Source organism: Methanosarcina subterranea, from assembly GCF_055385895.1.
This window is the reverse complement of record NZ_AP042426.1, coordinates 2,048,366-2,068,095: the sequence shown is the minus strand read 5'-3', so window position 1 is coordinate 2,068,095 and position 19,730 is coordinate 2,048,366. Positions and strand designations below refer to the sequence as shown.

Annotated in this window: 18 protein-coding genes; 11 read left to right on the top strand and 7 right to left on the bottom strand. The window is 41.5% G+C overall.

What is annotated here, in order from left to right; translation table 11 throughout:
• The first annotated feature begins 51 nt into the window (after positions 1–51).
• Positions 52–750, top strand: a complete 699-nt coding sequence (gene purQ / locus ACZ5A8_RS09100) for a phosphoribosylformylglycinamidine synthase subunit PurQ (RefSeq protein ID WP_322225067.1) — start codon at positions 52–54, stop codon at positions 748–750.
• A 99-nt stretch (positions 751–849) separates the two neighbouring features.
• Here the strand turns inward: purQ and ACZ5A8_RS09095 are convergent, their stop codons facing one another.
• Entirely contained in the window at positions 850–996 is a 147-nt protein-coding gene (locus tag ACZ5A8_RS09095; RefSeq protein WP_464533468.1) for a hypothetical protein, read from the bottom strand.
• Positions 997–1,365: 369 nt separating this feature from the next.
• Here ACZ5A8_RS09095 and ACZ5A8_RS09090 point away from each other — a divergent pair, with 369 nt between their 5' ends.
• Positions 1,366–2,445: a right-handed parallel beta-helix repeat-containing protein gene (locus ACZ5A8_RS09090; RefSeq protein WP_464533466.1), complete on the top strand. Its 1,080-nt coding sequence runs from the start codon at positions 1,366–1,368 to the stop codon at positions 2,443–2,445.
• Between the two features lie 57 nt (positions 2,446–2,502).
• Here the strand turns inward: ACZ5A8_RS09090 and ACZ5A8_RS09085 are convergent, their stop codons facing one another.
• The gene (locus ACZ5A8_RS09085; RefSeq protein WP_464529695.1) at positions 2,503–4,131 is read right to left on the bottom strand and encodes an IS1634 family transposase; all 1,629 of its coding nucleotides are present in this window, start codon (positions 4,129–4,131) and stop codon (positions 2,503–2,505) included.
• Between the two features lie 587 nt (positions 4,132–4,718).
• Between ACZ5A8_RS09085 and ACZ5A8_RS09080 the strand changes: the two genes are divergently transcribed.
• Positions 4,719–5,486 carry an MBL fold metallo-hydrolase gene (locus tag ACZ5A8_RS09080; RefSeq protein ID WP_464533464.1) on the top strand — a complete coding sequence of 256 codons (768 nt, stop codon included), beginning with the start codon at positions 4,719–4,721 and terminating at the stop codon, positions 5,484–5,486.
• 230 nt (positions 5,487–5,716) lie between these two features.
• On the opposite strand, the gene rnhB is transcribed toward ACZ5A8_RS09080, so the two are convergent.
• On the bottom strand, positions 5,717–6,379 hold the full coding sequence (gene rnhB / locus ACZ5A8_RS09075; RefSeq protein ID WP_464534077.1) for a ribonuclease HII: 663 nt from the start codon (positions 6,377–6,379) through the stop codon (positions 5,717–5,719).
• Between the two features lie 227 nt (positions 6,380–6,606).
• Between rnhB and pheT the strand changes: the two genes are divergently transcribed.
• Entirely contained in the window at positions 6,607–8,235 is a 1,629-nt protein-coding gene (gene pheT / locus ACZ5A8_RS09070; protein ID WP_464533463.1) for a phenylalanine--tRNA ligase subunit beta, read from the top strand.
• Between the two features lie 67 nt (positions 8,236–8,302).
• Here the strand turns inward: pheT and ACZ5A8_RS09065 are convergent, their stop codons facing one another.
• Positions 8,303–8,929: a restriction endonuclease gene (locus ACZ5A8_RS09065; RefSeq protein ID WP_464533461.1), complete on the bottom strand. Its 627-nt coding sequence runs from the start codon at positions 8,927–8,929 to the stop codon at positions 8,303–8,305.
• Positions 8,930–9,123: 194 nt separating this feature from the next.
• Between ACZ5A8_RS09065 and ACZ5A8_RS09060 the strand changes: the two genes are divergently transcribed.
• Positions 9,124–9,969: a DUF429 domain-containing protein gene (locus ACZ5A8_RS09060; RefSeq protein ID WP_464533460.1), complete on the top strand. Its 846-nt coding sequence runs from the start codon at positions 9,124–9,126 to the stop codon at positions 9,967–9,969.
• 18 nt (positions 9,970–9,987) lie between these two features.
• Here ACZ5A8_RS09060 and ACZ5A8_RS09055 read toward each other — a convergent pair whose 3' ends face one another.
• Positions 9,988–10,782, bottom strand: a complete 795-nt coding sequence (locus ACZ5A8_RS09055; RefSeq protein ID WP_464533458.1) for a helix-turn-helix transcriptional regulator — start codon at positions 10,780–10,782, stop codon at positions 9,988–9,990.
• 397 nt (positions 10,783–11,179) lie between these two features.
• Between ACZ5A8_RS09055 and ACZ5A8_RS09050 the strand changes: the two genes are divergently transcribed.
• The 5 genes from ACZ5A8_RS09050 to ACZ5A8_RS09030 all read left to right on the top strand — a co-directional run bounded on the left by ACZ5A8_RS09050 (position 11,180) and on the right by ACZ5A8_RS09030 (position 15,117).
• Positions 11,180–12,109, top strand: coding sequence for a formylglycine-generating enzyme family protein (locus tag ACZ5A8_RS09050; RefSeq protein WP_464533457.1), 930 nt, complete (start codon positions 11,180–11,182; stop codon positions 12,107–12,109).
• 219 nt (positions 12,110–12,328) lie between these two features.
• The gene (locus tag ACZ5A8_RS09045) at positions 12,329–12,451 is read left to right on the top strand and encodes a hypothetical protein (RefSeq protein WP_464533455.1); all 123 of its coding nucleotides are present in this window, start codon (positions 12,329–12,331) and stop codon (positions 12,449–12,451) included.
• Between the two features lie 430 nt (positions 12,452–12,881).
• Entirely contained in the window at positions 12,882–13,379 is a 498-nt protein-coding gene (locus ACZ5A8_RS09040) for a small multi-drug export protein (RefSeq protein WP_464533454.1), read from the top strand.
• Positions 13,380–14,088: 709 nt separating this feature from the next.
• Positions 14,089–14,724, top strand: coding sequence for a DUF2284 domain-containing protein (locus tag ACZ5A8_RS09035; RefSeq protein ID WP_464533452.1), 636 nt, complete (start codon positions 14,089–14,091; stop codon positions 14,722–14,724).
• Between the two features lie 165 nt (positions 14,725–14,889).
• Positions 14,890–15,117 carry a hypothetical protein gene (locus tag ACZ5A8_RS09030; protein WP_464533450.1) on the top strand — a complete coding sequence of 76 codons (228 nt, stop codon included), beginning with the start codon at positions 14,890–14,892 and terminating at the stop codon, positions 15,115–15,117.
• Positions 15,118–15,891: 774 nt separating this feature from the next.
• Here the strand turns inward: ACZ5A8_RS09030 and ACZ5A8_RS09025 are convergent.
• Together ACZ5A8_RS09025 and ACZ5A8_RS09020 are read right to left on the bottom strand one after the other, a co-directional pair.
• Positions 15,892–16,854 carry an MBL fold metallo-hydrolase gene (locus ACZ5A8_RS09025; RefSeq protein ID WP_464533448.1) on the bottom strand — a complete coding sequence of 321 codons (963 nt, stop codon included), beginning with the start codon at positions 16,852–16,854 and terminating at the stop codon, positions 15,892–15,894.
• Positions 16,855–17,066: 212 nt separating this feature from the next.
• Complete coding sequence (locus ACZ5A8_RS09020; protein ID WP_464533446.1) at positions 17,067–17,810, bottom strand: class I SAM-dependent methyltransferase; 744 nt, start codon at positions 17,808–17,810, stop codon at positions 17,067–17,069.
• 599 nt (positions 17,811–18,409) lie between these two features.
• Here ACZ5A8_RS09020 and ACZ5A8_RS09015 point away from each other — a divergent pair.
• Positions 18,410–19,669, top strand: coding sequence for a tetratricopeptide repeat protein (locus ACZ5A8_RS09015; protein WP_464533444.1), 1,260 nt, complete (start codon positions 18,410–18,412; stop codon positions 19,667–19,669).
• Positions 19,670–19,730 lie beyond the last annotated feature (61 nt).

Sequence of the window (19,730 nt, the reverse complement as noted above, 5' to 3'; positions counted from 1 at the left end):
CCCGGAAGGCTAAACGTTTTGAAAATACAAAAGGAAGATTGAGGGAAAAAGATGAAGATTGCCATTATTCAGTTCGGAGGCACAAACTGCGACATGGATGTACTTCACGTCCTTAAAGACGTGGTTGGTGTGGATGCCGAAACTGTCTGGTACAAAGAAGAGAGCCTGACAGGCTTTGACGGGGTTGTTGTTCCAGGCGGCTTTTCTTATGGAGACTACCTGAGGGCAGGAGCTATTGCAGCCCGAACCCCTATTATGGATTCCGTAAAAAAAATAGCAGCCGAAGGAAAACCTGTCCTCGGGATCTGCAATGGTTTCCAAATCCTGACCGAAGCCCGGCTTCTTGAAGGGGCTCTTACAACAAACGAGTACCCCAAATTCAGGTGTCACTGGACTAATCTCAGGGTTGAGACAGCTAATACCCCCTTTACCTCAAAATTCAGGAAAGGAGAGGTTATCAGGATGCCCATCGCCCATATGGAAGGCAAGTTCTACGCTGAAGAACCGAACCTGGCAGAGCTTGATGAGAACGAACAGGTTGTTTTCCGTTATGTAGATGAAAAAGGAAGAGCAACAGACAAAGCTAACCCTAACGGCTCTCTTGAAAACATCGCAGGAATAGTAAACGCTTCAAAGAACGTTCTCGGACTCATGCCTCACCCGGAAAGGGCTTCGGAATCAATCCTTGGTTCTGATGACGGCAGGCGGGTTTTTGAGTCTATGGCGGATTATATTACCGAGAACTTCTAATCCGCTTTTTATTTTTTAAATAAATTCCAGCGTTCTGCCTACCAGATCGGTTTTAACAGACCAGATCGGTTTTAAGTGGATTGATTAATATCAACAGAGCTAATTTTCTATTTTTTTTATTAACTTTATTAGCTTTGTTAACTTTATTAATTTTACTGCTTTTGTTACTTTTACTGCTTTTACTGCTTTTATTGCTTTTACTACTTTTATTACTTTTATTACTTTTATTGATTCTCTTCTTTCCAAGCTCTTTTCATTTTTAATAAAACATTTCTTTTATTTTTTTTCAATTTATTCTTTTTATTTTTATATTAGTTTATTTTCGTTACTTTCGTTCTTTTCTTTAACCTTCAATTTTCCTTAAACATTATCATTCAGGCTTTCAGGATAGGAATTTACCTGCTCTTAAGATCCATGAGTTTTTTATTAAACCGATTTTTCAGGCTCAGAAGGATCTATTTGGATAGGCGAATATATGATAGTTCAGGTTTATTTTTCAGAATATATATTTCAAAATCTTTTTATTACCTCAGATTATATTCTTACGAGTTATTATAAAAACAGTATTTATTTTTCTGTATGGATAGTTCAATCAATTAAGGGGAGTATTGGTTTATGAATGGAAAATTAATTCTAAATGCTTTTACAATTTTCCTTCTTATGCTCGGGATGGTCATAATCCCGGCAGGCGCTGCGGTTATGACCGTAGATTCCAATGGAGGAGAAAACTACAGTTCGATCCAGGAAGCTGTTAATAATGCACAGAATGGGGATACGATTCTTGTAAACCCTGGAGTGTACCAGGAAAACATAGAGGTGAATAAAGAGGTTTCAATTATCTCAAATTCCACTTCCGAAGACCAGGTTAACCGCATATACGTACTGGGTGCAGTTCCGGAAGATGATGTTTTTTACGTTAACGCAAGTAATGTGACGATATCCGGATTTTATATCGCAGGAGGCCCTTCCGCAGAGGACTGGTATGAAGTAGGGATTTACCTTGAAGGAGTGGAAAACTGCTTAATAAGCAACAATGCGCTGGTAATGAATGACGTGGGCATTGCTCTCAATGGTTCTCAGCGTAACTATATTAATAATAACCTAGTAGGCATCGGATACAGTGGGATTGTTCTCGTCGAATCCGAAGAAAATGAGCTGTCAGATAACTGGTTAGCGTCAAACGGCGAGGGCATCTTGCTGAATAATTCTGTCAATAACACTATTATAAATAATACGGCAAGTGCTAATGGAATAGGGATTCTCCTTGGAACGTCCGGAAGGAATAAACTTGCCTATAATCTTATTTCGAAAAACGACTATGGAATCATTGGAGAGATGGCAGAATACAATACTATAGTTAATAACTCCGTGTACCTGAATGAATTTGGAGTATACCTTAATGAATCCTCTAACAACACTATCTATCAGAACGATTTTTCGAATTTCCTTAATGTGATAGATGAAGGGATTAATATATGGAATAGCAGTTCGGCAGGTAATTTCTGGAGTGACTACACCGGGCAAGATGCTGACGGAAACGGTATAGGCGACACTCCGTATGTTATCAATGAGACTACCGGAAGTATAGATTACATGCCTCTGGTAAATGAATCCTCTTCGGATAACAATTCAGGAAACGCGGATAACAACGGTGATGAGCCATTTATGGCGAATAAAAAGCCTCAAGATTTATAAAGCCTCAATATGAAATATATAGGGGTATTACAACCTACATTCGGCAGGTTAACGTAATTAGAGATAGATATTTTCATATTTCTCTCCCATGAGACCCAATATCTTCCAGTGAAGATCCTCCATATTCAGTATTTCTGAATTTACTTCACCTTCTTTCTGAGAAATAAGTTCTGTAATTCCCTGGAAATTGACAAATATCCATCTCATCGTAGGTCTTTTTGTTGGCTTTCCTTTTTGATCTGGAACCGTTTCATTTTCTTCCTCTAATTTTGTCCTTAATTTCCATTCTGCAATTGAATAAATCATTAAGCAGAGAACCATTGTCATAGCCAGTGCTTCAATTCTGCTTTTATTCTTTAGGTAGACTTTCGATATGCTAAATGTATCACTTTTCAAGAATCGGAATCCTTTTTCTACATTGTCCTGTCCTTTGTAATACTTCAGCATCTCTCCCGGAGAAAGAGTGATATCATTACTCGCAAGAATGAAAAGTCCCATTTTCTCCATTTCATTCAAAACAAAAGCATCATTAACCTTTATGCTTCCATCAATCCTGAAATAAGTCTTTAATTCCTCATCTTTAGAAGGTCTGCCTCTTTTACCTGATTCACGTTTTTTAATGGATTTCAAATCAACTTTTTCAAAAACAATAGAAGGGAATTCTTTAATCCATTTCTCTGCAGCTTTTGATGCATCCTCTTCGCAGAAGAAGTCCTCTCCTTTCAGCTTTTTAAAAGCCTTCTCTGCTTTTTCAACCTCTTTGTCAAGTTTCGTCCTGAGAGTTTTCTCTTTCTTCTCCTTCATCTTGTGAGAAAGCAGCAAAACCCACTTTTGTTTGACTCCGCCATATTCCACAAAGGTTTGATAAAAAGAGTACCTCTCATCACTTTTTAGCGTTTTCAGGTTCAGATTTGCAGTTAGCAGTTCCTTTGCCTCGGAAATTGTTGCAGGAACACGACTGATCCAGAATGATTTTCCGATATTCTGGATATTATTGTCTGTGTAAAAGGAACTATCAGCGACATAGTACACTTTGCTTTCAGGTCTTAAAACTGATTTGAGAGACGTTATTGCATCCAGAATTGTGTTTTTGTCGGAAGCATTTCCTGAATGTGTGTTCATGAAAAGTGGTATTCCATGCTGATTAACAATCAAGCTCAGTACAAATTGTTTGAGGTCCCATCTTCCGTTTTTGGGAATTCCAAAAGTAATATCAATAGACTCAGTTTCTTCGTCTTCATAATCACCATAAACGCTGACACTTGTAGTGTCAGAGTGTAAACAGTGAACAGGAATAGGTAGACGAGCCATAATGTGAAGGGTAATTTCCGTAAACAGTTTTGTAGGGCCATATTTTACGATTTTGTCAAGAGTCTCTCCGATAGCATATTGATTCAGGTCTTCTTTTGTTATACCGTCTCCAAAAAGCCTTTCAGTAGAAATGTTTTTGAAAAAATCAGGAAACAGGTACAGACGTTGCCCTATGAAACCTAGACCATTGAGTACCATGGCAAGGATGCAGACTGAGTGAGGAACATTATGATTCCGTTCTTTGGGAAGTTTCTCATCGATCAGTTTGTCAACTTCAAGTTCTCGGAAAACTCCAGCCATAAGACCTAGGTGACCTAAGAACCGTGTACGTTTTAAGGAGGATTCAACTCTTCTACTACTGTTTTTCTCTGCCATGGGATAACCAAGAAAGAGATATAAAATTAATGATATTAATTTATAGGTTTACCTGCCGAAAGCAGGTTACAAGGTACAGCTGGGAATATATATATATAAATACCCTTAAGTACCTCTGACTCTTGAGATGGTTCAGAAAAATTATCAGGAATTTATATAAAAGGTAATGAAGAGCTGTGAGAAACTTATAAAATAAAGACGAGAATTCCAAACCGTCATTCATGGAAGGGCTCTGTTAAAGCCTTTTGTAAGGCTTTTAGATTTCCAAGCCCTTCTCTTTTTTATTATATCCATTCATTTTCAGTCTGTTTCCTTTTCATTTCAAGTTCTAACTTTTTAGTTTTAAGCTCAGGTAGATTCCTTAACTTGGTTTTGATTTTCCCCTTAGTATTTGAAACAGGCCTTAAATAAAAAGCTGATCCGGACGGGAAAATCGGAGTGATTTCAGGAAAATACATCGGGGGCCAATGTGTTTGATATATAATTTTATAAAGGGTACCGGGTATTCGCAGTGAAACACGCAACCCTAACTGGTTTTATGAGTATTTGATAATATTATTATAGGCTGCAGGCAAATTAAACTCTTCATGAAACTCACGGTCCTTGTTGACAACAACACCTTTATTGACAGGTATTTCCTCGCCGAGCCTGGTTTGTCCTTCCTGTTAGAAGATTCGGGCATCAGAGTCCTTTTTGATACCGGGTATTCGGATATTTTCCTCAAAAACGCCTGGAAAATGGGGCTTTCACTTTCGGACCTTGATTACCTGGTCCTCTCCCACGGGCACCTGGACCATAGCTGGGGACTTGAACCCCTTATCCGCTTTTTCATGGAAGCAGGGATAGAAAGACTGCCCTGCAAGCCTCCAATCCTTGTTGCCCATCCCTTAGCCTTCGAAAGCAAAAAATGTGAAGGGATAGGGGAAATCGGAAGCCTGCTCACTCCCAAAAAGCTTTCCGAACACTTCAAGCTGCAGCTCTCAAGCATTCCCCTCTGGCTGAGCAAGAGGCTTGTTTTCCTCGGGGAAATCCCCAGGAACTTCGCCTTTGAGGCAGGGGTAGCTGTTGGATATATGCAGGATGGCGAGGGGAACAAAATTCCCGACTTCCTTCCGGACGACACGGCCCTGGTGTACAGGGCAGAGGTAGGGCTCGTAATCATCACGGACTATTCCCATTCCGGGATCTGCAACATCACCGAATATGCAAAAGAAGTCTGCGGAGACAGCAGGGTCCTTGATATAATAGGTGGCTTTCATCTCCTGGAACCCTCAGAAAAAAGGATGTACGGGACTCTCGAATACCTCAAAAACTTAACCCGACCTGTGTCCACGCCTTCCACTGTACAGACTTAAATTCAAAAATCGAGCTTTCAAAGGTTTGCAGGCTTAAGGAAGTGGGAGTCGGACTGCAGATTGAATATTTTTAACTATTCTTCCTCTTCTTTTCCCTTCTTTTTCTCTTTCTTTCATTTTCTTCGGGAAAAAGCCGACAGAATACGCAACCAGTGAGTACGCGGGGTCCTATTTATAAAGGAGATACCGGCAGTTTTAGAAATCTTTCGGAAGGCTTATTCAGCTTTTCTTCAGCTTTTTTTCAGTTCTTCCCTTATGTTTTCTACTGTCTGCCAGGACTGTCTAACAATGTTGGGAAACTCTCCACAGTGTTCTTTGCCCCATTTTAACAGAAATCCCTTTGTCTTCGGGTCCGAAGGATAGCCGCTGCCAAAATCTGCGCACCATTCTTTCTTGAGCTCTTCTATAAGCTCGTCCCTGCGTACCTTTGCAATGATCGAAGCTGCCGAGACTACAGGATAGATAGCATCTGCCTGGTGCATGGAAATTATCTTTATTTCCTTTGCATGGTCAGGACAGGTTTTTGAGTACTGCCTGCAAACATTTTCGGCAAAACGTTCGGCTTTTACGTCAGCAGCATCAACATACACGATATCCGGTTTCAGCTGTTCAAGCACTTTTGCAAAGCAGACAACCATGATCTCGTTCATGCTCATTATCTTCCTGAGTTCGTCTATCTGAGAGGGGCTGACCTCAAGGACGAAAAAGCCGTCGGCGTGTTTTTTGATCTGGGCTGCAAGCTGCTCCCTTTTTTTCGGCGTCAGCTTCTTGGAATCCGCAACCCCCAGCACCTTAAGGATATGGGCTTTTTCATCCTCTATCTTTACGCCCCCTATGCACATGGGCCCGATTACCGGACCTTTTCCGGCTTCGTCAATTCCTGCGATCATCATTTTCTGGCTGCCTCCTGATTTGAGAGAAGAGAGCTTTTTCATTTATTAAAGCTTGCTCTTTTCCGGGATAATGAAGTTTTTCAGAGGGCTTTTAAGGGATTTCTTTAGTAGCTTTTCTCCATCTTTTCTCCAGAACCTTTAAAACGCTCCGTGAAACAAAAGCATTAAATCTAAAGTTGATTATTTTTGGGGTTAAGTTAGCTAGCAACAGATGAGATGAAATCCCCATGCCAGTAATCACCTTGCATTATGAAGACCTCGAGAAACTCACAGGAACAGATAAGGAAACCATCATAAAACGGGTGCCTATGATAGGGGCCGATATCGAAAGGGTTGAAGACGACTATGTTGATATCGAGTTCTTCCCTGACAGGCCTGACCTTTACAGTGTGGAGGGAGCAGCCAGGGCAATGCGAGGTTTTCTGGACCTTGAGACCGGGCTTCCTGAATATGAGATAAAGCCTTACAAGGTATCCATATCTGTCAGCGAGGATATCCTGAAGATCAGGCCTTTCCTCGGGTGTGCGGTTGTAAGGGGAGTAAAGTTCACATCCTCTTCCATCAAATCCCTTATGGACCTTCAGGAAGACCTGCACTGGGGCCTCGGGAGAAACAGGAAAAAGGTCTCGATAGGTGTACATGACCTGTCAAACGTTAGACCCCCTTTCCGATATATGGCAGTGGATCCCGGATTCGAGTTCGTGCCTCTCGATTATACTGAAAAGATGAGCATGACGGAAATTCTGGAAAAGCACCCGAAAGGTACAAAGTTTGCCCACCTTGTCAGAGGTTTTGACAAATACCCGATCATCCTGGATGCAAATAACAATGTGCTGTCTTTCCCGCCCATCATAAACGGCACACTTACGTCCGTAACCGAAAGCACAACCGACCTTTTCATTGATGTCACAGGGCTTGGGGAGGCTGTGTACACTGCTTTGAATATCGTTGTTACAGCCCTTGCAGAAAGGGGAGGACAGATTGAATTTGTGAGGGTAATCCGCCCGGGGGGAGAAGAACTTGTCCTGCCTGACCTTGAGCCAAAAGAAAGGCTGCTTACTACAGGCGAGGTAAAGTCCCTGATAGGCATGGAATTCTCAGTTGAAGAGATCGTAAAACAGCTTGAAAGGATGCGCTTTGGGGCATGTGCCCTTGATAAGGAAACCGTTGAGGTAAAAGTGCCGACCTACAGGGCAGATATCCTGCACAATTCTGACCTTGTAGAGGACATTGCCAAAGGTTACGGCTATGAGAATATTAAAGTAAGGGTTCCTGAGACTTATACCGCAGGCAAGTCCCACCCGATTTCCCTGATGCGGGCTTCGGTAAACGAAATAATGGTCGGGCTTGGCTACTATGAGGTTATGCCTTTTACGCTTACCAGCGAGAAGGTCAACTTTGAGAACATGCGCAGGCAAAAGACTGATGACGTTACCTACGTGCTTCACCCGATCAGCGAAGACCAGACAATGCTCAGGACAACCGTTCTCCCTAACCTCCTCGAAATCCTTGCCTTAAACCAGCACAGGGAACTCCCGCAGAAGATCTTCGAGTTCGGAGAGGTCGTAAGCAACGAAACAACCGGTCAGCACATAGCTGCAGTCTCGGTTCACCCGCAGGCAAACTTCACTGAAGTATATGAGGTCGTGGACGCTTTTATGAGAGAAATGATGCTTCCTTATGAGGTAAAAGAGTCCGAAGACCCGGCTTTTCTCGAAGGCAGGCGGGCGGACCTATATGTTAATGGCAAGAAGCTTGGAGTCTTTGGAGAACTCCACCCCGAAGTAATAAACAACTTCGCGCTCGGATATGCCGTTGTGGGGTTTGAGCTTGATTTGAACGACCTTATAGGTTAAAAGTAAAAACAAAAACTAAAAATAAAAATAAAATTTTAGTTAGGAGGAGACTCTTCTCTTCTTTCCTTCACTTTTCTCTCAGCATCTTTTCCATTTCAGCTGCGATTTTCCGGACTTCAGGTATTTCTTCGGTTTCAGCCAGCCTGTACACAAGTTCAAGCATCCTTCCTCTCATTAAGTCCATATCTTCAAGAGCAAAGGAAAGTTCTTCAACAAGGGCTCCCAAGCTTTTTGTTTCGGTGAAATCTGACAGCTTTTCAGGGTCTGCTTTTATCAGGAAGAGGGATTCAGGAGAGTTGAGGTCAACATCGTATTCTTCTTCAAATGCACCTTTTGGAAAGGTTTTGAGCCACCTGGCCCTCCGAATATGGCTGATAAAGTCGCTGAGCTGCCTGTATTCATAGTCCCCGGTAACCTTTCCGATCAGCACTTCGTTTCTGGTTTTGAGAGGAACCGCCACAAGATCTCCTTTTTTTATTTTAGTAACGAAAGAGCAGATATCTCCTGCCCAGGTTCCGGAACGCTCTCCCCGCATTCCGGGATATTTCTCGAGTATGAGTTTCTTTACCTGTTCTTCATTTTTAATACTGGATAAATCCGGGAACTCGGCTCCCCCAATGGTAATCACGCCATCTTCCAGAATTATCTCTTCGTCTTCTAAAGTGCCTGCGGCTTTGATCAACCAGAGTTTCATAAGATATCTCTAACTCCTATTATTATGGCAATTTTTACTTATTGTCTGCAGTTTTCAATTTTACATGACCTGATGATTTTTCCGACCTTTGATCTTCTAAGGATTCGTACATCTTCTTTGCTAATTAACTGTTTCCCGTAACTCCGGGACTCCGCAAGAAAAACTCTTTTAAGCTTATACCCTCAGGTACAGGTATGGGCAAAAAGGTCTTTGTGGGAGTTGACGGCTGCAAAGCTGGCTGGTTTGCAGTGTTTCTTGAAGAAGAGAATGAGAATGGTTGCAGATGGAAAATTGAACTTTTCCCGGAGTTCTCATGCTTTGTTGATTTTCTCAAAAATGATTATGGACAGGCAGATCCCCTTGTCCTTATCGACATTCCAATAGGCTTGAAAACCGGAGGTGACGGAGAGAGGCTTTCGGATACAGGTGCCCGTAGTGTCCTGAAAGCGCGAAAATCGAGTATCTTTCCTGTGCCGTGCAGGGAAGTGATTTATGAGGAGACCTATGAAAAAGCCTGCGAGGTCAATGAAAGGCTCACAGGAAAGCGCATCTCAAAGCAGGCCTGGAACATAGTCCCTAAAATCCGGGATGTGGACAGTTTTCTGATTAAAAACGAAAATTTCAGGGAAAAGGTCAGGGAAGTCGGGCCGGAAATCTGTTTCCAGTCTTTTGCAGGCTTTCCTATGAAATACCCTAAAAAGAAAGTTGAGGGTTTTCTTGAAAGAAAGGAAGTCCTGGCTAGCTTCTGTGCTTTTTCAGATGAAGTCCTCAGATATGCCCTTTTAAAATACAGAAGAAAAGATCTTGCAAAAGACGATATCCTGGACGCCTTTGCAGCTGCACTCACTGCAAAAATGGGAAGCATTTATGGGTTTACGTGTGTGCCCTATAAGCCTGAAACTGACATCAAGGGATTGAAAATCCAGATGGTTTACTGCGAGTGCACGGAAATTAGAAGCCGTGTAAGTACAAAATCAAATGTTAAAACGAATAAGAGTAAAAAAAGCGTTAAAACAAGCAGAGTAAAAAAGCTGGTTTAACTAAAATTTTGGAAATGTTCAAAAACCTGACCTTTCTCCCAGCGGTTCAGCCATCTGCATGCAGTGCCAGAAAAGATCTTTTCCCCAGTCTAAGGCTTTTTCTTCAGTTGATATCAGTATCTGGTCTCTCAGTTTTCCGTCATTTTCAAAAAGTTTAAGTGCAAGGAACCTGTCAGTTACAACAATTGAGGGAATAGGTGCGGGTTTTCGGCAGACAAACATTTTTGAATTCTTACTTTTGGACAGCCTGTCAGCTTCTTCCGGAAAACTGGAAAATAGACGGTCTACAACATTTTCTGTCATGCAGAGAACATGCTTTGTGTCATTTTCCGCAATGCCTGCATAGAGAGAAGGCGCTTCCGGATGGAAATAGGATACAAAGGTAAGGATCTCTTTTGAACTCAGGAAGTTTTCAAGGAAAACTTTGGGAGTCTCAAGCAGATGTTCCACATCAGGCTCAAGCAGTTTACAGTGCCTAAGTTCATCGATTCTCTCAAGAAGGAAATCGGGAATCGGAGATAAATCACGCGTCTTCCAGTAGTCATCGTCGGCTTCAAAAACTTCAATCGCATTCAGGAGAGGCTCTAAATTTTCAACAATTATTTTTCCTATTTCGGACAACCTGTAGACCTTTTTTTCCTCGATGATCAGGTTAGCGTCTACCATTTTCTTAATATGGGGCTGGATCGAACCGGCATCTACATTGAGCAATTCTTTGATTGTGTCGACATCTTTCGGCTCCTCTCTCAGGAGAAGTAAAAGATCTTTTCTCCTGTCAGAAAAGAGGATGAGATTTATGAGTGATTGTTTCATCTGCTCACCTGCAGTTTACTCTGTTACTTCTGTATGATGCCCTAAAAACTTTTTCATTTTTGAACGTAATCGCCCTTCCTATATTTTATATTTTTCCTCCAAATTTACATATACTCTGATTAATTATAGTCCAAAATATCTACTAATTGGGATGATTGAGTAGACTGAATAATTTCCATATAATGATTGAAACCGGAGGGTGGAATTAAAAGCCCATCCAGAAATGAGAGAATTAAAAACAGAAAATAAAACAAATAAAAAAATCAAACAGGAAGGAATAAAAATATAAAAGAAAATAACAACCTGAAGGATATTTATTCTTACCGGAGATGTGAGGCCGCTGGATTTAAACATATACTTTCATAGAAAATGTGCCTGCTCAAAAGAATCTGCATCCATGTCTGAGAATTTAACTGAGAATCTAACTGGAAATCCAACTGAGAATCTAACTGAACATCTAACTGGAGTTTCAACCGAAGATTTACATGGAGACTCAATTGAAGGTTTAGCTGGAGATTTTATTGAGAACTCAGCCAGCATTTTAAATAATAATTCAGTTAAAGTTTCGGCTGCAGGCTCTATTAACAGTCCAATCAGTGTAAATGACCAGATTAGAAATTCAATCGGAATGGAGTTTGTCCTGATACCCTCAGGGGAATTTGATATGGGTTCTCCGTCGCGTGAGAAGCGCAGAAAGCTCTGGGAAAGCCCTGTACACAGAGTATCTATAAAAAAATCCTTTTATCTTGGCAAATATCCGGTTACTCAGGAAGAATGGGGTGGAGTTATGGAAAATAATCCTTCATACTTTAGAGGGAAAAAGCACCCCGTTGAGACCGTTTCCTGGGAAGAGGCACAGGTCTTTATTCAAAAACTTAATACTTTTGAAAATGCTGACGGAAAAAGCCCGTTTTACCGTCTCCCCACAGAATCTGAGTGGGAATACGCAGCAAGGGCAGGAAGTATGGAAAGTTATTTCTTCGGCAATTGTGAATCCAGACTTACGGAATACGCCTGGTTTCTCAAAAATTCAGGGCTCGAAACTCATCCTGTGGGTCTTAAAAATCCTAACCCCTTGGGGCTTTATGACATGTACGGAAATGTAGGGGAATGGGTACAGGACGAATATCATATCAGCTATAAAGGTGCGCCTTCAGACAGCAGTGCATGGGAAAACCCTTTCACCGGTATATCTGTGCCTGTAAGAATAAGGAGGGGAGGAGGCTGGAATGGAAATGCCGGCTGCTGCAGGTCGGCTGAACGGCTTTTTGCGGCGCAAAATATGAGACTCAATAGCCTGGGGTTCAGAGTAGTCAGGGAATTGTAATTATCAACAATCCAATGTACAATAGTTGTATGAGGATTCGAAGGTTTTAAGAGATCTCGGATGAGCAGTGGATATTTATAAAGTTATTTTTACTGCATCAACCAATTGTCGGGAGAAAAAGAGCTGATGATCTTACTGTCACCAATGATATTCTTTTTGTCCTGTCTACGGTTGCAGATGGAGAGGCCTGCCATCCTGTTATGGTTCTGGTGTTGCGGTATGGCGAAGATTGAAAAAGTGGTCAGAGAAGGGAGTACAGGAAAAGATCGCGAATCTCCTCGGGATTTCACATATTTGGAAAGTGAGTTCTCAATGGACACTGTGTTGATAGCAGCTTCATGAAACTAAAAGAAAACACGAATCAGCAACCTGTAGCGGTCACAAGAAAAGAAAGGTATGAAGGCTCACGCCTGTGTAAGATGTAAGGGATTTCCTTAACCATTCAGTAGCTTCCGGGAAGAGAATGATAGTCAACATTTTTTAATATATATCATTTAACTGTTTAAATTGGAACAATGCCTGGATTTTTCCATATATCTCTGTAGATATTGGTAGAAACTACTCTTTTTAGGCTAATAATGCTGATTTAATATATTTTCTCAGAGCCAAAATACCGGCCGTGTCCGTAAGTTATTGATAAATTCTGAAAAAACGAGTACTATCCCTGCATTAAAGTAAAATGCAGAGAACTTCTTGTACTCACTGTTTTCAGTGACTCACGGACACTACCAAAATACTCATATACGAACTATAGGAATAATCCCTTCCAATAATGGATATCGGAACATTATACACATCTACAGGTTTAATTGCTTACACCTTTACGTTCCTGCTGGCAGCAACTCCCTGGATAGAGATAGTTGTAGTGATTCCAGCTGGAATTGCTATGGGACTGAATCCCTCTATAGTTTCTTTTTTGGCGTTTACGGGAAACCTTGCAACGGTTTTTCTTTTGGTTTTTGCCCAACAATCCCTGCATAATTTCTGGAAAAAATTCAAGACAAGCAGCGATGGTGTTGAAAATCCCTCAACTCCTTCGGGAAGAAGAAAAAGAGCCTTCAGGCTGTGGCACAGCTATGGATTGCCAGGGATTGCAATAATGGGGCCTCTAGTACTCGGCACACATTTTGCTGCACTCATAGCCCTTAGTCTTGGTTCTAAAAAGTATCCTGTGATGTTATGGATGACCTTTAGCCTTTTATTGTGGACAGTAATAATTGCAGTTGTTTCATATTATGGAATAGAGAATCTGAAGTGGGTACTGGGATAGATGCGTGTGATGATATAGAAGGAGCTTTGACTTCAAATTTAACTATTAACTTATTTCAAACCCTCATTCCATCTTTACTTGCTATAGTATATATCTAATTGCGAATTGGTTCTGAAATAGGTTCTATTATAAGTTTCATTAAGAACAGAATACATAAAAATAGCCTGTAGCCAGTTTATTTTTCTATATTTTTCCTTATCTACTTTTTCCTTATATGCTTTTTCTAGCTTTTATGCCAGTTTCTTCCTGAGCTTAGCACCCTTGACCCCTGCCCTTTTTTCTCAGGCAGGGGCAAAAAAGGAGTTTCAGGTGCTTTCAACAATTTAGGAGGCGATTTGAGATTTGTGTCTGTCGGGAAGAGACATTTATCTATACTACTAACTGATATTTAATACTTTTGTTGATTATCTTGCTACTTGGTATTAATTATATTTTTTATTGTCATACATATCTGAAAAAATGGATTTTCGGAGAATCAACAGTGTTTACTGTTAAAAGGCTAGAATTTAAAAATAAGAAAAAGAATCGAAAATAGCAATAACATTCGGTAAAAAAATATGAAAAACAGAGCAGGTCCTGGGTGAAATAAAAAAGGAACAAAAATATTTGAAAAAAGTTAAGTAGTATACAGCCTTCGGGTAAAATAGCGAAAGGATGAAATGACTTATATGCCACCTTTGAGTAAAAAATCGGTTTTGGAAGGGAAGATATGCCATTTCGAGATATAAACCCCGAAGAACTTGAGTTCCTTGTAAAAAAAGCCCTTGAGCTTGAGGCTGTTGACGCAAAGATAATCCCCACCTATCAGGTCTTTGTAGAGAAAAGAGTGGTATTAAAATGCAGAGGATGTATAGGGTACGGGAAAAAACTGACCTGCCCGCCTCATGTCCCTACTGTTGATGAGTTTAGAGAAATACTTAAAGAATACAGGTATGCCCTGCTTGTCAAGTTCCGGTCTCCTGCTATTGCAGATGAAGAGATAGCAAAAGCCCCTTATAAGACCTGGCTTGACCCTGCCGGAACTGAAGAAACAAGGGAAAAAGCAGGAAAGTTCTGGTCCGATTATTTTGACTACAGCAAAAAAATGCTTCTCTCAATGCTCGAGCTTGAAAAAACAGCTTTTAACGAAGGTTTTACTTTTGCAGTTGCATTTGTTAACGGTTCGTGCAGACTCTGTGAGAGGTGCAATGTGGAAAAAGGAATCTGCATCCACTCAAATATGGCAAGGATCCCGGAGCATGCCGTTGGAATAAATATGAAAAAAACAGCATCAGAAGCAGAAATGCCAATAATATTTCCTATCAAAGGGCGGCCTGAGCCGATGTCCATTCTCCTGATCGACTAAGTCCAGAAAAAGAAACAGTTTTAAACCAAGCTCTCTATAATAAATTATGGTGTTGTACAGTTGACGTATCCTAGAACTCAAAACCAATGCCGCACCAGTAACTCTAAACTCCTTTCCGTAAAAAAGGAGACAGTCATCAGAATTTATCTTATTATAGGCTGGTTAATGATTGCATTAATCATGATGACTGCAACTGAGGCGGTATCTTATGATGACATCAAATACTTTTTCTGGCTTGTGCCAGTCTCAACAGCCCTGCTCTATTTGTTATACGTGAATGGAAAGCCCTATAAAATGGCAAAAGAGAAAGAAATAAAGTCAATCCTTGCTCTTGTCTTTACCTTTGTATGTCTGATAATTGCATTTTTTGCATCCATGTTATTAGGACACTGAAAATCATTAATAGTTCCGGATTAGTGGTTGATATTATTACAGAGTCCAGAACGGAAATCTTTCAGCTATTTCTCCCTGCGCCGCTCTGGTCTACAGCTTGCTGCCAACCACATAAATAGATAATTACTAACCGGAAATGTTTTAGAAAAGACCGTATTATAGAAAAATGCCCTTCATGGCTTGAGAAACGCTCCCCTTGAACCCGGAATCCATTTTTTAATCTATAGTAATAAATGCCCCCCAGTCTTTCTAAGGGTCTTCTCAAAAAGAAAAACGAAAAAGAAAGAAATAGAAAGAAGGAAAAAAAAGAGATAAAAGAGATAAAAAAGACTGAAAAAATAGCTTCTATGTGTGCTAATCGTTTTTTTAATCCATTTGCCAATTTTTTTCTGTAAATTTTAATTTTTTTCGATTTTCAGTAGCTTTTATTATTTGCCTTTTCTACTGATTTCATCGCTTTTTTGGGTGTAATTTAACCCTCTTAAACGAAACTAACTGCTATAAACAATAAGTTAGTTCTCTTGAGCGAAGCGCCGTGGAACGAAAAGGACCTCATGCTGTTGAACCTGCAGTGCAACTCCCAGAAAATCTCTGATTTCCTGTGATCCCGAAGCGAAATTAGAGAGTAAAATCTGTTATTTTTATAAATCAGTCTGCTTGAACGAGCGAAGCGAGTGAAACAGACCTCGTGCTGTTGCACTTGCAGTGCAACTCCCAGAAAATCTTCGATTTCCTGTGATCCCGAAGCGAAACTCGGGAAGCGAAACTCGGGCGTTAAAGGTTCCCGCCAAACACATAAGTTGTGCCAACCGTATTGAGCATGAATTGTGCAGGCATCTCTTCGGCAAACCGGTTTATTGCTTTCCAGCCAGTGCAGTGCATAGGCACGATGTAATCGGGATCTATCCTTTTCATTTCATCAATTGTAGGCTGGATAATAGGGTCAAAGAGTCGCCCGGTCAGGTGGAAGCCTCCCAGGACTGCATGGACCTTATCTGTGCCTGTGATTTTCTTTGCATGTTCTACTGTATTTATAATTCCTGCATGGGCGCAGCCGCTGATAACGACAAGCCCTTTACCTTTCAGTTTTATTACAAGCCCCTGGTCGTCCCTAAAGGGGTCAGTTATCCAGCTTCCGTCAACCTTTGATTCAGCCCAGGGAAATCCTTTTTCGAATGGGATTTTGCGCTCGATCTCTCCGGTTGTGTGGATAAGGCCATTAGCGGTCGGAAAAGCTTTTTCGGACTTTACTAAATCAGCTCTTGCTTCTTTCAGAGCACTTTCATCGAGTGTAGGTAATATGACAGGGTGCCCGATTACAGGAATGTTAAAACGGCGTTCAAGAAAGGCATCGGGATGAAGAATAAGTGGGACTTCTTTATTCTGCTCTTTACTTACGAATTTCAAAAGCTCTGCAAGCCCGAGAAAGTGGTCAGGATGCCCATGACTAAGCGCAACAGCTTCTATTTTGCCAAGGTCAGCCTTCAAAAGCTCTGCGTTGTTAAAAAGGCAAGCTGGAGTAACTGCTGCATCCATCAACACAGTGTGCTCCTCATTCTCGGCCCGGACTTTGATCAGGCACGAAAATCCGTGTTCGGCAAAAAGCATTTGCGGGAAAAAAGGTATCTGAGGTCGTCTGCATACATCAGTGCTTTCTATCAGAAATATGTCCGTGTAGTTATCCATAAGGACCGTTATTTCCAGCCGGTCGGCTTCCCGAATATTCAGTTCATTCATATATACACCCAGCAATTCTGTCTTTCTGGCCGTTTTTAGTTATTTATATACAGGTTTGTGCAGGACTGTAGGGTGGGAATCTTTATAAGTTTTTCAAAATTATCTGGAGATTATTTGTATCAGTACTGTTTGTATCTATGTTTGTACTATACCGATATCTGTATTATTTCAAGCAACCCGATATTTCTTAATTTACCTTTCTTATAATTCGTCTACACTTTCCTTGCTGCCACAGCTATCCAGTCTCCGTCTTCCGTGTAAGGCTCTCCAGAAAGGCTGTTCCATGCCTGCTCAACTTTAAACCCACTCTGCTCAAGCGCCCGGTTTATTGTATCGAGAGAATAATCGTGTATCCAGAGCCTGTAAACCTTTACCATCCCATTTTCCTCTACAACGATATACTGGTTCATCCAGGTATCATTTTCCTGGTAATCGAATCCTTCTTCCAGTACAAGGTGCCTTCCCGGTCTCCAGAACCCACCTTCGGAAACGTACCACCTGTTTTTGAGCCCTTCCCGCATGCGTAGCGCTCTTGTGGACACATCAAAGATAAAAATCCCATTGTCTTTAAGTGCCCTATGGACAAGATTAAGGAGCAAGTCCCTTTTTTCATCAGAAAACGTGCAGATTTCCCCATAGACCTGAAGCACAGCATCAAAGGACCCCTCATACTTGATATCGAAAAAATCGGTGCAGATATAATCAACATCTAGCTGCTCTTTTTCAGCCTGAGTGCGGGCGTAATTTACAGATTTTCGGGACAGATCAATACCGGTTACCTTCATACCTTCCAGGCATAGTTTGCTGCTGTACAGGCCTGGCCCGCAGCCAAGATCGAGCACCCGGTCTCCTGTTTTCAGGAAGCCTGAAATGGTCAGGTGGCTAACCGTCTTTTCAATTTCGGCAGTTCTCCGGCTTGCTCCGTCATGTGTCTGGTCAAGGTGGGCTTCGAGCATGCTCTTTGAGATGTATGAATCGTCCCAGAAACGGGGCTCGCCTGGTTCGAAAAGAGGAGGTTTTGAGGCATGGGAATAGAAGAGGAAAAAAGGTCGCGGAGCATTTTAAGAACATTAATTGAAGTCCTACATATAAAACTAATAGGGTGAAACAAAACTAACAGACAAAATAACAGTTTATGTAAGATATCATTAAAAACAATTTACCTGTTTTATATCCTGGCAGGGCTCCGATTCAGCTTTTCCTTGAGGTATGGATTCAATTTATTCCTGCGATTAACTTTTAATGATCATCTCATCAACAAATATTATCATTATAATGAACACTATTTAAACTAAACAAAAGCAGATATGAGAAAGTCAAATCTATACATTGAAGGCGAATTGTTCCTTTCGGTGAACACTTTTGTGCCCTACTACTTAAAATAGATTAACAGGATCAGTTTGAAATAAGAGAACGGAGTTTGAAACAAGATCTCTCGGAGAATTTGCCGCCCACCAGGGGAGGTTGGGTATGTAACGAATTCTCATTGCAAAAAATCACTACAAAAAATCACTACAAAAGATCACTCTAAACCTAATTACACGAGATTGATACTATGGCAAATAATTTTAAAAAAAAGACAGGCAGGCCAGAGAGAGCAGGTAAAACGGGTAAGACTGGCAAGACAGGTAGAACAGGAGCGGGCAGGATTGATAATGCCGGTGACACAGCCTATGACCGTCTGAATAAAGCACTTGCGCCCTATGAGAAAACCCTTAATAAGAACCCTGACGACTCAGCCGCCTGGGCAGGAAAAGCCGCAGTCTATCTAAGGCACAGGATGTATAAGGACTCTCTTAAAGCTATTGAAAAAGCCCTTGAAATCGAGCCTGAAAATCCCGGTTACCTTTACGAAAGGGGCTTTGTACTCCTTCAGCTAAACCGGGATGAAGACGCACTGCAGGCTTTTGACAGGCTGCTTGAAATAAAACCGAAAAGCGACAAGGCATGGAACCTTAAAACCTCAGTCCTTTGCAGGCTCGGGCAGCACGAAAAAGCCCTTACAGCCTCTGAGAAATCCCTTGCAGCCAATCCGAAGCTTGCAGGCGCCTGGCACGCAAAAGGCTCTGTCCTTGCTGACCTTGGCAGATACGAAGAAGCCATACAGGCCTACGAAGCCGCCCTCAAAATAAACCCCAACCTCGCCCGTGCCTGGGAAGGCAAAGCTTTTGCTCTCTATAGCCTGGACAGATCTGTGGAAGCCATGATAGCCTATGATGCCGCCCTTAAAATAAACCCTGACAACGCAAAGACCTGGATCGGAAAAGCAATGGTCCACGTCAAACTTGGCAAATATAAAAAAGCGCTCGAGCCCTGCAATAAAGCTATCTCAATAAAGCCCGATTCTGCCGACGCCTGGTACTGCAAAGGTCTGGCTCTCTCAGGGTTAGGTAAGGATGAAGAATCCCTCGAAGTTCTTGAAAGAGCCCTAAGGATCAATCCGGAATATGTCGAAGCCAGAAAAGCCAGAAACGCCGTAAGCTCCAAACTCGGAATCGACCTTTATGAAGATGAAGAAGACAAAGAAATGAAAGCAGAAAAACCGGAGGTAAGGAGAAGCGTATGGACAAGGAGAGAGCCAACAAGCGAGATAATGAAGAAAAACCAGGGGCAGGGGAGAGAACAGAGAGGAGAGGGAGCCAGGAGGAATGAATGGACAAGGAAAGAGTCAGAAGGAGAAAGGGCTGAGAAAAAGTGGGGTCAGGAAGAACAGCAAAGAGAGGAAGGGCCTAAAAAGAACGAGTGGACAAGGAAAGAACCCCAAAGAGAGGGGAATGATAAAAAAGTTGGGAAAGGACGAGAAAAGCAGAAGTGATTTTCACATTTTGTATAGCTGGTTAAATGCCTGACTATGTGTATATAAATCACTGGTTGGA

Bases quoted from the DNA above. Each gene is read 5' to 3' on its own strand.
- purQ (WP_322225067.1), top strand. From the start codon at position 52: ATGAAGATTGCCATTATTCAGTTCGGAGGCACAAACTGCGACATGGAT.
- ACZ5A8_RS09090 (WP_464533466.1), top strand. From the start codon at position 1,366: ATGAATGGAAAATTAATTCTAAATGCTTTTACAATTTTCCTTCTTATG.
- ACZ5A8_RS09085 (WP_464529695.1), bottom strand. From the start codon at position 4,131: ATGGCAGAGAAAAACAGTAGTAGAAGAGTTGAATCCTCCTTAAAACGT.
- ACZ5A8_RS09080 (WP_464533464.1), top strand. From the start codon at position 4,719: ATGAAACTCACGGTCCTTGTTGACAACAACACCTTTATTGACAGGTAT.
- rnhB (WP_464534077.1), bottom strand. From the start codon at position 6,379: ATGATGATCGCAGGAATTGACGAAGCCGGAAAAGGTCCGGTAATCGGG.
- pheT (WP_464533463.1), top strand. From the start codon at position 6,607: ATGCCAGTAATCACCTTGCATTATGAAGACCTCGAGAAACTCACAGGA.
- ACZ5A8_RS09065 (WP_464533461.1), bottom strand. From the start codon at position 8,929: ATGAAACTCTGGTTGATCAAAGCCGCAGGCACTTTAGAAGACGAAGAG.
- ACZ5A8_RS09060 (WP_464533460.1), top strand. From the start codon at position 9,124: ATGGGCAAAAAGGTCTTTGTGGGAGTTGACGGCTGCAAAGCTGGCTGG.
- ACZ5A8_RS09055 (WP_464533458.1), bottom strand. From the start codon at position 10,782: ATGAAACAATCACTCATAAATCTCATCCTCTTTTCTGACAGGAGAAAA.
- ACZ5A8_RS09050 (WP_464533457.1), top strand. From the start codon at position 11,180: ATGTCTGAGAATTTAACTGAGAATCTAACTGGAAATCCAACTGAGAAT.
- ACZ5A8_RS09045 (WP_464533455.1), top strand. From the start codon at position 12,329: ATGGCGAAGATTGAAAAAGTGGTCAGAGAAGGGAGTACAGGAAAAGAT.
- ACZ5A8_RS09040 (WP_464533454.1), top strand. From the start codon at position 12,882: ATGGATATCGGAACATTATACACATCTACAGGTTTAATTGCTTACACC.
- ACZ5A8_RS09035 (WP_464533452.1), top strand. From the start codon at position 14,089: ATGCCATTTCGAGATATAAACCCCGAAGAACTTGAGTTCCTTGTAAAA.
- ACZ5A8_RS09030 (WP_464533450.1), top strand. From the start codon at position 14,890: ATGATTGCATTAATCATGATGACTGCAACTGAGGCGGTATCTTATGAT.
- ACZ5A8_RS09025 (WP_464533448.1), bottom strand. From the start codon at position 16,854: ATGAATGAACTGAATATTCGGGAAGCCGACCGGCTGGAAATAACGGTC.
- ACZ5A8_RS09020 (WP_464533446.1), bottom strand. From the start codon at position 17,810: ATGCTCGAAGCCCACCTTGACCAGACACATGACGGAGCAAGCCGGAGA.
- ACZ5A8_RS09015 (WP_464533444.1), top strand. From the start codon at position 18,410: ATGGCAAATAATTTTAAAAAAAAGACAGGCAGGCCAGAGAGAGCAGGT.